The sequence below is a fragment of the Novosphingobium sp. 18050 genome, from assembly GCF_902706195.1.
GTDB lineage: Bacteria > Pseudomonadota > Alphaproteobacteria > Sphingomonadales > Sphingomonadaceae > Novosphingobium.
Genome location: NZ_CACSJO010000027.1, coordinates 19183 through 33405, shown reverse-complemented (window position 1 = coordinate 33405; position 14223 = coordinate 19183). Strand labels below are relative to the sequence as shown.

Below are 14223 nucleotides of genomic sequence, written 5' to 3'. Positions count from 1 at the left end.
GTTCCCCCCGGTATTGCCGAGGTGGGCCAATTGGCCGATGGGAAGTGCATGCGTCTTTCGGATCAGGAATATAACCGTCTGCTCTTGCTCAAGAAGTTGCGGGCGAGCGAGCCTGTCGCCCGCACGGATCTGGTCGCCCTGACGGGGCTGACGGGGGGGACGATCACCGCCATCACCGCCGATCTCGTCAATCGCGGGATCGTGATCGAGGAGAAAGTCGCTTCCAGTTCGCCGGGCCGCCCCCGCGTCAATCTGCGGATCAATCCGAGCGGCAAGTACGTGATCGGCACCACCGCAACGGGTGACGGCCATGTCCTGACGGAAATCGTCAACCTGCGAGGCGAAAGTCTGGGCGTCTCGACAGCGAAACTGCGGACGGCGACGCGGATCGAAGACCTCGCCGGGCAATTCGCGGCGGCGCTCGACAATGCGATCGCCGGTTGGGAGTTGCGGCGCGAAGACATCTTCCGGATCGGCGTGGGATTGCCCGGCATCGTCGATTGCCGGACCGGTATTGTCGAGCAGATCGTCACGTACGAGCCCGGGCCATGCGATTTCGGCGGCATCGTCTCACGCGCGCTGGGCATCCCAACCCTGGTCGACAACAACATCAACCTGCTGGCACGCGCGGAGCACTGGTACGGGGCGGGCGCCCATACCAGTGACTTCACCCTCATCAACGTCGATCTCGCCATCGGCGCAGCGCTCTACAGGGGAGGGCAACTGATCAGCGGCGCCCACGGTATCGCCTCCGAGTTTGGACATACCAAGATCGTGCCGGACATCGGACGCCCCTGCTTTTGCGGCGGTCGGGGCTGCCTGCAGGCCTATTGTTCGGTCCAGTCGATCATCGAGCAATCGTGCAAGCGGTTGGGCCGTGCATCACCCGCTTACGACGGCATGAATGCCTGCTTCGACGGACTGCTGCGCGAGCACGCGTCGGGCGAAATCGACATCTGGCCGGTTCTCGAACAGGCGACCCATTATCTGGGCATTGCAGTGGCCAATCACGTCACCATGCAGGACCCGGAAGCAGTTATCATACTGGGGCCACCGGTCGCGAAGATGGACAGGCTGCGCACAACCTTCTTTGCCGCATTGGAGCAGAACACGTTCCCTGCCCTGCGTCGACGGACCAAGCTTTACTTCAAGTTCGCGGACAAGAGCGCTTATGCCCGCGGCGCGGCAGCGATGGTGCTTGAGCATGTTTACGCAGCCTCGTGACGGCGCTCTGAAGGCCAGGTTTGCAGCGAACGACGTAATAGCTGCGGGACTGGGCGTGTTCGCCGAACTTTGAGGTGATCCGGGAAAGGGAGGCGGCGCGCGCTTATGCGGAGGGGCATAGCCTCAAGCTATCGGCGCAGGGCGCTGTCCCATGCGAGCGCCGAATTAGCCTCGCCGCGCGCGACCGACACGCGCCGGGCGATCCAGCGCCGCACATCGCCCTGATTATCGCGTACCAGCGCCGGGACGCGGCGGACGACGACGCCTTCGCGCGGAACTTCCTCCTCGAACATGTCGAGCGGCATGGGGGCGAGAATGCGGCCGCGCGAGGCGTCCTGGTCGGTGAAACTGCCCTTGCGCAAATGGAAGCCGCCGCTGTTTCCGTTGGCGACCGGGACCATCGGTATCCACCAGCCGGGAACCTCCGTTTCCAGGCGATAGGTCAGGTCGGTTCCGTCGGCGGTGACAAATGCGTTGCTGGGCTGCGGCTCCAGACGCCTTTCGCGCGGATCGCCGGTGGGGCCCTGGACCCGCTTCTCGATCGCCCAGACCATGTTCGCGGTTTCGTCACGGGCGAAGACCACTTCCTCGATCGCCGCACCTTCCTGCGCATTGCGGCCACCCGGCGGCACGAGCAGTCCGCGCAACGTGCCGCCCGGCGCATTCAGGGTGAAGAGTTCGAAATCCTCGGCGCCGGTATTCCCGTCGGTCACGGTGATGGTTTCGTTGAAGGTGGTGCGGTAGGACACCGTAGCCATTTCGATCAGCGCCCCGCGCGGAACATCGAGCGGCGCGATCAGCCAGTCATCGGCATGGACGGTCGCGAAATCGAGGAACGCCAGGCGGGTGAGATCGTGCGGTTGGACTTCGACCATACCGAAATTGACCTGTCCGTCCTCAAATCGCCAGAGCCTTGTCGTCGGCATCCCGGCGTAGCGCAGCCGGGTGGCGTGCACCGTGGTTGCGATCTGGGTTGGCCCGGCCGCCGCCGGGTCGTCTGCCACTGCGATCCGCGCGGCGGCGTCATGGTCGAAGCTGAACCAGTCCACCGGGCCGCCGTCATGGGCATTGGCGCGCAGCGCGCGCTGGTCGTCGCCCATGCCCGCGCGCACCGAAAAGCCATATTCGAGACGGGCCTGCTGCCAGCAATCGCCCAATGCCCCTGAAGGTTCGATATTGCCGCGAAACCACGTCAACCAGTCCCGCGCGGCCTGCTCTACCGTAGCGCTTGCTCCGGCGGCCCAGGAGGTGAGGAAGCTACCGTCCTCTATCTGCGCAGCGGCGGTGGAACCGTCGATCCCGCCCCGGGCGAGCAACTGCCACATCGCGGAGATGGAAGGGTCGGCCGGGACGGCCAGCGGACATGCGGTGACCAGCGCGGGCTGAATGTTGGCGCCCGCGTCGGCAAGCATCGCGGCGAGCAGCGTTCCCGCCTCTGCCCGGTCGCGCAGGGTCGCCCCGCCAAAAGGCTCTGCCTCTGCCTCGGGCTCGATCAGGTCGCTTTGGCCCAGGCTACGCGCTTCGTGCCCTTCGGGTGCGAAGGCGGACAGGTTGCGCGCGCTGGCCGCCAGGTCCACGGCCACGGGCGTCCCGGCGTCTTCTCCGTCGAACTCGCCGAATTGCCACTGGCGGGCGAGCAGCCATAGCGGGTCGTGGACCCGGGCGGCCAGCGCCTGGGCCGGTTCCCCGCTCAGTGTCTGAGGTTCCAGCCGCGTCCATGCCGGCGGGGCCAGCACTGGAAAGCGGAGTGCGGCTTCGGATGCGAGCTCGACGTAAGCGACCGCGCCTTCCCGGGCAATGTCTGCACACATGTCAGTTCTCCTCGACCATCGCGAAGGCCCTTAGCGGCGCTCCGGCAATGGAGGCCTTGAGGAACACGTCCCCGAACTTCGACCAGTCGATCGTTTTCTGGCCCTGGAGCGACCACGACTGCGTGTAGATCGCGGGCAGGATCCGGGCGGCGAGCGGAAGGGTTTCCAGTGTGACGAGCCGCATCCGCGCCATGTCCATGGTCTCCGTAAGGAGGTTGAAGACGCGCTCGTCGTTCCAGCGTGCGCCATCGGGGGAAATACCCAGCAGCATCGTCTGGGGAGGCTGGGCGTTGGGCGCATTGGCGTGGATGGCGACGCCGGCCGTGGTTTCGAGTACGGGCTTTGCCTCGTCCCCTTCGCCTTTCAGTGCGCGGCGCGGGAAGGTTTCGGTCCAGTCGTCGATGACGAGCCCGGCAAAAGTGGCGGGCGGTGTTTCCGGCGCATCCGCGATGATCGAGATGATGGCGGCGTCGGGCGTGTGGGCATCTTCGGGAAGCGCGTGCGCTACCCAGCGTCCCGGCTCGCCGCCCAATTGCATGACGGCGAGACGAGGCGGAAGGCCGATCGCGTCGCAGAGCATGAGGTGATCTGTAAACAGACGCACTTGCGGGCGCACCGTCGCGATATCGCCAAGGTAGCGGCGTATCGATGCCGGGGCGATGGGATCGAGCGCGACTTCAAGGCTGGGCTCGGTCGTTGGTACTTGCGGGATCGGCAGGACGAAATCGTGTCCCAGCAGAGCGGTGGCCCGCTGCGCTAGCGCTTCGGGATCGATCGGCGCTGCGGCGAGGGTTGCATATGCGGTGATCCGCCCGTCGGCTTCGGCCGCCGCGAGCAGCGCGGTTTCCCCGAGCTGCTCTGCCGAAACGCTGGGGGTCGCGATGCCGAAGTCGGTCACGGCGACCAGCGCGTTCGACAAGGCCGTGAGATCGGCTTGCGGCGCTGCGATGAGTGTCGACAGCGCATCGCGCCGCTGCTTCAGCATTAGCGCCGCATCGTCGAGCGCGGCGGCCAGCGCGGTCAGGGCAGAGAGGTCCGGCGTATGCGCGGGCGGCGCGCCGGGCAGGCCAAAATCGCTGCCTCCTGCCACGCGTGCCCCGGAGAGGAGGCGGCGGAGGCCATCGGCTACGACGAGCGCATCGGCCAGTGCGGTGTCGCCCGCAGCCAGGCGCGGATCGGCCGGGAGGGCGGGGTCGAAAGTGGCGTTCCCCGTCGCACGGCGTGCTGCCGACTGGATATCGCTGCTCAGTGCGACGAGATCGAGAGCGGCGATCGTTCCGAGGGCGAGGCGCACGGCCTCTCCGCCCTCGCTGAAGCCTGCGACGATCCGCGAGGGATCGCCGAGCCGTTCCGCGGCCCAGCCTTCCAGCCCCGGCGCAACCTTTGCGCGGGGGGCGTTGCGGTTCCAACCACCATCACGGCCGATTATAAGCAGTCGGTGCGACACAGGCTGGCCGCCGCGGGCGGAATTGACGAAGTCGGGCTCGGGAGGGGCGACGTCTCCGCGCCCTGCCGCGTCCATCGCCGCCGATGCCCGCGCCAGATTGCCCTGGGCGACCTGGTGCACGCTTTCCGCCAGCAGCATGTCCGCCACCGCGTCGACCGAGGCGTCGAGTTGGCGGATCGCGCCGTCCACCGTCGTCCAGTTGGCAGCTGTCAGGGTGGGCCAGACCATGCCGGCAGGGAAATAGGGATTGTTCGTCGGCGGCGTGTTGAGCTTGGACTGGATATCTGCGGCGCCGGTCGGGCTGCGCCACAGCTCGACCAACCGAAGACCATCGGTCACGTTGCTGGCCGCGATCGCTTCCTGCGCGGCACTATCGACCGCGTCGCCGCGATCGCTCAGTTTGCCCTGGGTCAGCGGCGCCAGCGAGCGCAGGCTGAGTACGAGGTGGCCCAGCGTGGCGTCCTGCAAGGCGCGCTCGATCCGGTAACCCAACAGCGCACCGAGCGGCTGCCCTTGCCGAATACCATCGATCAGATGCAGCGCATCGCGCACGCGCGCCGAAGACAGGCCGATCGCGTAAGGGTTGCGCGCGCCGGGATCGGGGCGGTAACTCAGGTGGGCGGCGCGCAGAATTCCTGCAGTCGTCGCGTGGCCGAGGGAGGGAGCCAGGATAAATCCGCCCGATTGCGGACGCTGTTCGGGCTGCAGGTTCTCGACATAGCCGAAAGCGCCGATGGTCAGGCCAACGGGCTTGGCAGTTCGCTGGGTTGCCATCCTGCGCGAGACGGTGCCGGTGATCCAGCTGTCGAGCCGGTGCGAGACACCGTCGAGGGTCTCTCCCACCAGGATATGCCGCGCCTGATTGGCGGCATCGCCCACGTCTTTCGCCAGGTGGTCGAGGGCCGCGCGAAATTCGGCGCTGCTCATTCCCGTGCGCAGGAACTCGTCGGCAACGAGCACCGACAGATAATCGCGCGAGGCTGCGCTGCTGACGTTGTCGAAATAGGTCGCGAAGCTGGGTTCGTGCGTGCCGTCCATGGCAAAGCTGCGGGCCGCAGGGCGCGCGGCAGGATCGTCGGCACCGGGCAGTGCGGCGCGAAGCCGCTCGAGCGAGGCGAAGTCGGTATTGGCGGGCTGGGTGATCTGCGTGATGATCGCATCTCTCACTGCCGGGGCGACGGCCGCGCTGTCGCGGAAGTGGTCGACGAAGTCCCGTCCAGGTCGGGGCCTGGCTGCAACCAGATCGGCGGCGATGGCAATTAGCGCCTGAAAAACGCTGGAAATATTACCGCCGCTGCCATTGGCCAGCAGCGCGGTAAGAAACGCGGGATCACGCGTGTCGTCGGCATAGGGCAGCAGTATCGCGCGGGATTTGTCGTCCAGCGTGGCGCCGAGATTGGCATAGCTGAAATTGCCGATCGCCTCCTGCAACATGCGCGTCAGCAGAGATTCGATATCGGTCGCCGCCTTGGCCGTGCCGGTGACTTCGGCGACTGCGCCTACCATGCTGCCCGACAGACAGCGCCTTGCCCGCACTCCGTAAGAGACGCCGGACTGGCCCAGAATACGGTCCATCGTGTCCCGCAGGTCGCTGCCGGAGCCGATATGCGCAAGGTCGCCTGTCGCCGCCATCCAGTTGGGCCGAAGTTTGCGCAGAAAGCCGGTGAGTTGCGCGCCGAACTTGTCGCCGGCATCGTCCTTCCACGCCGCCGCGAAGCTTGATACCGGCAGGATGCCATAAGGCTGACTGCCGATCCGCAGCGACGGCACCGGACCCCTCCCGCGCACGTGATCGCGGTGAAAGCTGCGGATCTGCTCGATCACCACCGGCGAAATGGCGTCGCTGCCCTCATCCACCGCATCGAGAAACTGGCCGAGCGTGGCGGGCCACAGGGCGGTGTTCATCGCCGCTGCGTCTGCCTGCTCCTGTTCCTGCGCATGATCGGCAGTCGCGAGCCAGGGCGCATCGATCCCCAATATGTTGGTCAGCACGGCAGCGTTGGAATTCGCCGCTGCCGTCATCGGCACGGCAGGCGGCGCCGATTGCGCGATCTTGCGCTGCCATGCCGAGCGGGCGATTTCGGTATTGTTGGTCGGGGTGCCTTGGGGCAGGAAAGCCAGCCCGTCGCTTTCCCAATGCGCTTCGAGCAGGGCGGAGAAATCTGCAGCCGCGCCGGCCGGATCGCGGCTGCGCTGGACGCCGGTAACTACCAGCCGGTCGACCTTGCCCGGGCGCGCGAGCGTCAAGGTCAGCGCAAGTCCTTTGGCCACCGCCGCATCGTAATCCGCCAGCCATTCCGTACCGGGCAGGATTTTCAGGCCCTCCTTGTCGACCATGGGCTCGTCGTCCAGCGATAGCAGGCCGATCCGTACCTCGGGTGGTATCGCGGAACCGACCGCGCGGCTGCGGTTGCCGCCCTGGTCCGCCATCGCCACGAAGCGATCGGGCAGCAGCCGGGCCAGTGCCGCCCCGCCGGCTTGCGCTGTCGGTTCGGGAAAGACGGGAGCGCCTGTGCCCAGTTGATCGACATTCGTGGGCGTAGTGGTGCGAGCTACCCAATGCGCGCGCGCTGCGCCTACGGCAGTCAGCAACTGTTTCCAGCTTTCGGCAGAAGCGGCCTCGGCAGCATCGCCAATCCCGCCGGCCCACAGTCTGGTCCAATAGGCCTGTCCGGCGGAGGCTTCCGATGCGGACAGACCGCGGTCCAGCCGGTCGACATGGATTTCATCGGGATAGATGCGGATGCGCAATTGGGTGGCGTCGGCGTTGAACCGCGTTTCGACGCGCACCGGCAGCAGCAGCAGGGGAACGTCGGCAGGCGCATCGCAGCTATCGAGCAGGGCAAGACGCTCGACGAGGCGGGCGTGATCCTCGTCTAGTGCCAGCCGGTCGGTGCGCGCGGCTTCCGCGCGCCCGGAAAGCGTCTCCAGGGCGCTCTCGCTGCGCCTGGCGGCGGCCTGGTCGCCCGTGGCCTTGGCCGCAGCCAGCGCCGCGCGTGCGGTCCGCAGATCGGCTCCGATTGCGGCGATCTCCTCGCCCTTCGCTTTAATCTTATCCAGCAGGGAGGCCGAGGAACCATGCACTTCGGCCAATACGGCTTCATCGGGATCAGGCATTGGGACCTCCTGGTGCGGCGATGGAATCGAGAAGGTCGTTACCGTCGAACGCGGCGCGGACCGGATCGCGCAGCAGCGTGCGTGCGACGACCGCCGAGGAGCCGGGCCATTGCTGGACTTCCGGTACGCTACCTACGTCGCGGATTTTCACGGTGCGCGCGCTGGGGGCCAGGAAACGGCCGCGATCGAGTACCGGCAGATCGCTGACCAGTCCGGTAAGATCGTTCCAGTCGAGGTTGTCCTGCGCAATCACGGCGTCCGGTGCGCGCTGGTTGCCGATCGGGATTTCCGCCATGCCGAACCGGGGCGCGGTAGGGTGTTCGGCCAGCAGGAACCACCAGTTGCCACTGCGGACCTGCTCGACCGAGAGCTTGAAGCCCACCAGCAGATAGTCGGGCTTGAGATGGGCGTGGAACAGGATCTCCGCTTCGCTTCCCTCGACGAAGGCAGGCGGGAAGGTTGCGGCGCTCGCACGCACCGCAGAGATGATCGCTTCGGGATAGCGCCGCACGATGGCGCCGCGAACGACCAGCACCACGGGCCGGAAGCCGGGGCTCGACGTGCCGCCGATCGCCATGTGCGTTCCCAACGGCTGGGCCGAGAAGCGGTGGATGGGCGCTGTCAGTTCATCCTGCTCCGCATCCCAGAAGCGCTTGAAATAAGTGCCGCGCTGGTCAGTCGGATAATTGCGCCACAGCAGTTCGCGGCCCATCTCGTCGGACAGGCCGGTCAGGAAGGCTTCGCAGAACGCAGGGTTCGCTTCGAGGAGCGTGACGAAATCGGGTTGGCTTATGCTGCCAAGCCCCGGCACCAGCCAGTCGCGGTCGTAACTGTCGAGCGCTTCGTACATTGCGCGCGGAAAGATCGGCGCGGCCATTACCGGATCGATGCGCAGGTCGTCGAACCAGTCGGGCCGGATCAGCGCGGGCCAGGCGCGTACGCGGCCTTTCAGATAGGCGGTCATCGTTCGCGCCGGAGCCAGCGTCTCGACGATCTGCGCGGTCGTCAGTGCCAATGGCTGGACCGATGCGGTATCACGCACGGGGGGCAGGGCGATGGCGTTGATAGTGGCGTCGAAGGCACGTGCCAGGGCGCTGGTCTTGAGCGCGGCGAGTTCGGAGACCTTGCGGGTCAGGTCGCGCGACAGGGGCATCTCGAAGCGCGCTACCGGGTCGGCAGCAACCGGGCGCGGCTGGATCGGCGGCAGGGTTGGCGGACGGGTCACTACAGGGCCGCGCCGTGAGAAGACGCTGCCTTCCACGCCTGTAAGCACCGATGGTGCCGCAGAGATGCGCGTGCCGGCGATGCCCGTGCTGGCCGCCAGTCCGCCGGGGGAGATGGGGCGGGTGCTGGGCTGGACCGGCGCTGTCAGGTCCCGGCGGACGGCGGCTGCGGGAATTGCCGCGGCAAGACCTGCAATCGGCGCTCCGCTGACATTGGCGAATTCGGGCGCCGCTACCTGGGCCAGGCCGGCCAGTGCCGCTCCCGCCAGTTCGGCACGCAGCACACCGGCCGCATCGCCCGGATCGGGGACGCTGGCGTCGATGCGTTTGGCGAAATAATTCGCGTAGAGCCCACCGACGGCGCGGTCCGGCTGGAGCTGCCATGCCCCCACGCCGCCGGACAAAAGCGCAATTCCGGTTCCTGCGGACAGAACCGTCATCTTGTTGCGCAAGGTGCTGAAGGCGGCATCGGGGGCTACGCCGAGCACGCGGCCGACCAGTTCGGGGCCGAGAACTTCGAGCCCCTTGTCGGCGACTGCGGTGATGCCGTCCGGGTTGGCATAGGTCATCCGTCCGTCGCGAAAACGGCCGGCCGTGGCCACGAAATCCGGCGCTGCGGCCAGCTGGCGCTGCGCCATGCCCTTGCGCATGGCCGGCGACGATATACTGGTCATGCGTTTCGCGGTGACGCTGAGGAGGCTGCCTGCGGTGCGGCTTTCCTCGATCTGCTTCCACAGGCTTTCGGGCCGCGCGGCAACACGTATCCGGTCGTGCAGCGGGCGCGTTACTTGCGTCATTTCGCCAAGATCGCGCACGGCGATGCGCCGCCGCATGTTCGATTCGTTCAGCACTTTGGCGAACTGGTGCTGGTGAATCTGGTGGTTGAGCTTGTTGATCTCGCTGACCTGGGCCCAGGCCGATTGCATCAGCAACTCCTGGTCCTGTTGGACCACGCGCGTGCCCAGCCCGGCGACAATGCGCTGCAACGGGTCGGTGTTGATCTGGGAGAACCAGTTCGCGTCCGCCGCTGCCGTATCCACGGGCGGGCTTCCGAACACCGGGCCGATGGTATTACGTCCGGCGTGGAAGCGTGCGTAAAGCCGGGGGCCTACGCGCGGCAGCAGCGGCGTGTCGGCATTTGCAGCTTCTACCCGCAGTCGCAGGGCGTCGCGCAGCGGAGCGGGCCATCCGGATTCGCTGTCGGCCGGACTGTCGGCCGGGGCCGGTGCCGGTGACCTCAGGGCGCAGCTCAGGATCTGGACGGCGCCCGGCGAGCCCGGCGCTGCGCCCGCGATGTCGCCGCCGGGCTGGGTGCCGTCGATGATCCGCCGGCCGACCTGCCAGGGCGCACCGATCGGCACCAGCCGTTCCGCCAGCGACTTGAAGTCGCCCTGCGGTGCGGTATCGAAATCCCAGCTGTCGTAGGCGGGAAGGAGGATGGCGCTTTCGGCGTCGTTGCCGTCAGGCGCGCGCATCCAGGCCCGGTCGAGAGTTCCTCCCGGCACGCCGAGGCCGACCTTGGCACCGCAGTCGAAGGCGGGCACCAGAACCGCGCGGTAACCCTTGTTCGGGTCAAGTTTGCGCGGGCAGATCAGCCGTGACAGGTTTGCGAGCGCATGTTCGTCCGACAGGCGATCGGCGATCGCCGGATTGGCCGGGACCGCAATTTTGGCACCGCCGATGACCTGGGCATGGGCGAAATAGGCATTGTCGTCAAGCGACTGCAACTCCCCCAACTGGGTGGAGAGTACGCGGGGCAGGCCCGGCGTCGAGGGCGGCAGGATCTGCGACAGCGCCCTTTCGCAGACCACCAGCGCCAGCCAGGGTTCCAGCCGGTCGCCACTGGCGGCAAGGGGACTGAACAGCCAGGGTATGTCGGGCCGGTCGAATTCGATCTGCACCATGAAGGTATCTTCGGCCGCTGCGGCACCCGGCGATGGTTCACGGCGGATGATCTGTCCGGGGTCGAGGCCGACGATATCTCCCGGTCCATAAATAACGAGGTTTTTTTCGACCTTTATCGTTTCGGCGCCGGTGCCGCTGACATCGAACGCGACATGCACCTGCGAGCGCAAACCCTGCGGCGCAGTGGCGATCGCGGCGGAAAGCCCATTCCGCACGAAGGGAACGAAGTTGTAGTCTTCGAGGACGATCTCCTCTGGTTTGAACGGTGCAACGAGGTTGACCCGGGCGTCCGCGACGAAGTTCTTCGCCAGGCTAAGGGATTCGATCATGCCGCCATTCCACTTGCGAGGACGCCGAGATCGTTCGATCCGGCCAGGAATTCGGCCGCGTGGGTCGCGCCGATGTCGGTCAGGGTTGTCGCCAGAGGCGCCAGCGTATCGCGGTGGATCACCGTCACCAGCCCGGGATCGGCGAGTACGGGCTGGGGCGGCTCGGGTGCGACGGCCAGGTAGGGGTTCGCGCTTTGGCGCCGCGCCTTGGCGACGGCCGATGTGGCGAGCATGGTTTTGGCGATACCGGCGATCTTCCAGCGGTCCGTGCCGGCAACGGCAGGCTCGGGGCGGTGCGGATAGACCGTGTTCCAGGCATAGGCTGCGTGGACATCGCTGGTGAACACCGGCCGCGCCGAAGCCGCGACGACCAGCCCCGCCGGCATCTGCTCGAAATCGGGACGCGCCATCAACTGGTCGTCCTTCAGGGCAAGGAAATGGCCCGGCGAAAAGCGATCCTGTACTGCCGAAACCGCAGCGGCCTCGATCGAACCCACCATGGGCTGGGCGAGATACACGCGCCGGGCCGAAACGGAGCTTGAGCCGATGCGGTCGATCTCCGTTTCGAGCGGCACTTGCGCCTGCTTGACCTCGAGCCGTCCGAGCGGGTGGAACAGCCGGTCGCCGCCGGTGTCGGTGAAGCGCGCGAGTTGCAGCGCGTCGGCGGGCAGGATCGGGGTCCACGCCGCATCGGCCTGCAGCGCATCGGCGGCAGTTTTCACACTGTCTACCTGCGGCGCGTCGGCCGGGCGCGGTTCGCCCCAGGTGAGCGGCCCGATATCGACATCGACATCCCACCACAGGATTTCGGCAGTCGCCGTGCCTTCAAGCCGCCAGGGCTGATCGCCGGACAACTCGCCATGGAAATGGACCCCCGCGATGGTGGCGCCAAAGGCCTTAACCTCGATGCCGACATCAAGTATGACGATGAAGTGGAAATAGGGCGCCCACTGGAACAGGGCATCAAGTGAAATCCAGGCATGCGCGGAAGCCACCCCGACATCGGCGCTGAGGTCCAGTTTGCCGCCGAACTGGATCGAGTTCGAAGTGATCGCGACATAGGCTTCGGCGGTGATCTTGAGCCAGTCTACCGGCGGCTTGAAGCCGATCGATAGGCGGTCGAGCTTTCCGATCTCCTTGGGCGCATCGTATTTCGGGAAGAACCCGCCGACCGATAGCGCGAAGGCCCCTTCGCCCGCCCATTTGATAAATACCGCGATGTCGCCCGACAGCGACAGGGTGAACAGCTTCGACTTGAAGATCGAAATTTTGAGCAGAAAATAGTCGGGCGTGATCTCGCCGAGCAGATCGGCATGGATGTCGACGATGCGCTTGTCGGGTTTTACGTCGGCGGAGGGCACGCCGATTTCCAACGCGCCCAGGATTACCACTTTCGGGTCCGGCAGGCTGAGCACGACGCCCAGCCGCGCCTTGACGAATCCGGCCTGGGAACCCCAGCCAAGTTCCGCGATCGGTCCGACGACAAAGCCGCCGTCGCGCTGCGGGAACACTTTGCCCAGCGAGTCCAGGATCTGCGGCGCCGCCGCTACCGGATCGGAGGGGAACAGCAACTGTCCGACGATATCGGTCTTGAGCCCCTCGCTGAGCGCGGTGGTATCGACCGAACGCTCGATCGCCAGAATGCCGCCCAGGCCGTTGAGCGTAAAACCGAAGCCAAGGTCGATCTTGGGCGCGAAGTGGACGCCGATCACGATCACGAAGCTGAACGGCTCGGTCCCGAGCAGGCCGATCGCGGTGATCCCGAACTTCAGGAACTGGAGATCGAAGACCCCGCCGTATTCCTTGTTGTCCTCGGAATAGCGCAAATAGCCACCGCCGCTGACCACGCCGGTATTGATCCGTGCGCCAATCCCGGTGGGGATCTTGGGCTGCACGTCCGGCCCCGCGTCGTCCGTCCAGCGAACCGATACACCGCCGCCTTCGACGACGACGGCGAAGACATCGCCCAGCTTGCCGGCGATCGTCATCACCACGTCGATGCGGTTCTGGCTGTCCTTGTTGTCCTTTTCCGGCTGAATCAGGGCAAATTCGCGCAGTTCGATGCCGGGGAAGGAAAAGCGGACAGGCAGGATCAGCTTCTTGTCCTTGCCCGCGCCGAAGGTCAGCCCATTGGCTGTATCGAGCGTGATCGCGACCTGATCCGTCTCGGCGGTCTTGCCCTGGCCCGGCATGATCTTTTCGAGGAGCTTGTCCGAGCGCAGCCCTGCGGCCATCTTGGTATGCAACTCTACGCCGACCTTGGCCTGCGTCTTGTAGTCGAGGAAGGCTTCGACATAGGCTCCGTCGAAGCTGATTGGCCCGAGCGACCTGGGTCCGGTGCTCACGAATTTCACGCCCAGTTTCTTGTCGGGCCGGCTCCACACCAGCGCATCGGCGACATCGCCATGCGCATCATCGACGCCGAGCACCGCCTTGCACAAGGAATCGAACGCCTTGATCGCATCGGCGCCCAGCGCCTTGAACGGCGCCTTCCAGGGATCGGTGATCCCGCTGATCGCGTCGAGTACCTGCTGCTTGCTGGCGGGGTTCTGTTCCCGCTCGGCGATCTTCTCCGCAAGTATGTCGAGAGCTTCGTCGAAAGCGATCAGCACATAGGCCAGTTCGGTCGCGGCACGCGCGGCGGCCTCGAGCGTGAAGGGATCGGTCCCGATTTCGGTGGCCATGTTCGTCACCGCGGTTTTCGCGGCCTCGAACTTGGGTTTCAGCGCCTCGCCAAGCGCCTTGCCGATCGGTGTCAGGTCCTTGACGTCCTGTTTTATCGTATCGAGCGCTGTCTTGGTGGTGCCGGATGCCCCGTCGAACAGCGAGGTTATGAACGAACCGCTGTCCTTGAACGTGGAGCCGACCATGTCGCCGGCCCGGCTATTGGTGAAACCGAGCACCCCTTTGACGAGGGCCGTCCAGACGTCGTCGCTCATGCCGACACCTGCAGGCCAGAGGAAGCGGCAGCAGCCCTGTGAAAATGGAAGTTAGCTAAAAGACTAATGCCCGATGCTTCGTATGTATGAAGCAATAACCCAAAGTGTAGCATGCCCCCCTCCCAAGCGGGAGCGCAAAACCAATGCGCATGGGCAACCCAAGTTTCTATTTATTCTTTTACCTGCGCAGATTGCGCGCTTTTATTGCTGAATTGTCAACGGACGTGA

Annotated in this window: 5 protein-coding genes; 1 reads left to right on the top strand and 4 read right to left on the bottom strand. The window is 65.8% G+C overall.

Going from position 1 to position 14223, the window contains the following annotated elements; genetic code table 11:
• The first annotated feature begins 48 nt into the window (after positions 1-48).
• The gene (locus GVL61_RS20185) at positions 49-1224 is read left to right on the top strand and encodes an ROK family protein (protein WP_159982456.1); all 1176 of its coding nucleotides are present in this window, start codon (positions 49-51) and stop codon (positions 1222-1224) included.
• Positions 1225-1352: 128 nt separating this feature from the next.
• On the opposite strand, the gene GVL61_RS20180 is transcribed toward GVL61_RS20185, so the two are convergent.
• From GVL61_RS20180 to GVL61_RS20165, 4 genes are read right to left on the bottom strand one after another with little or no spacing between them, the layout of a single operon-like run.
• Complete coding sequence (locus tag GVL61_RS20180; protein ID WP_159982455.1) at positions 1353-3035, bottom strand: hypothetical protein; 1683 nt, start codon at positions 3033-3035, stop codon at positions 1353-1355.
• Position 3036: 1 nt separating this feature from the next.
• Entirely contained in the window at positions 3037-7599 is a 4563-nt protein-coding gene (locus tag GVL61_RS20175) for a hypothetical protein (protein ID WP_159982454.1), read from the bottom strand.
• A complete protein-coding gene (locus GVL61_RS20170) occupies positions 7592-11056 on the bottom strand; it encodes a hypothetical protein (protein WP_159982453.1) in 3465 nt (1154 codons plus the stop codon). Before GVL61_RS20170 ends, GVL61_RS20175 begins: the two co-directional genes overlap by 8 nt.
• A complete protein-coding gene (locus tag GVL61_RS20165; RefSeq protein ID WP_159982452.1) occupies positions 11053-13995 on the bottom strand; it encodes a DUF6603 domain-containing protein in 2943 nt (980 codons plus the stop codon). Before GVL61_RS20165 ends, GVL61_RS20170 begins: the two co-directional genes overlap by 4 nt.
• Between the last annotated feature and the right edge of the window lie 228 nt (positions 13996-14223).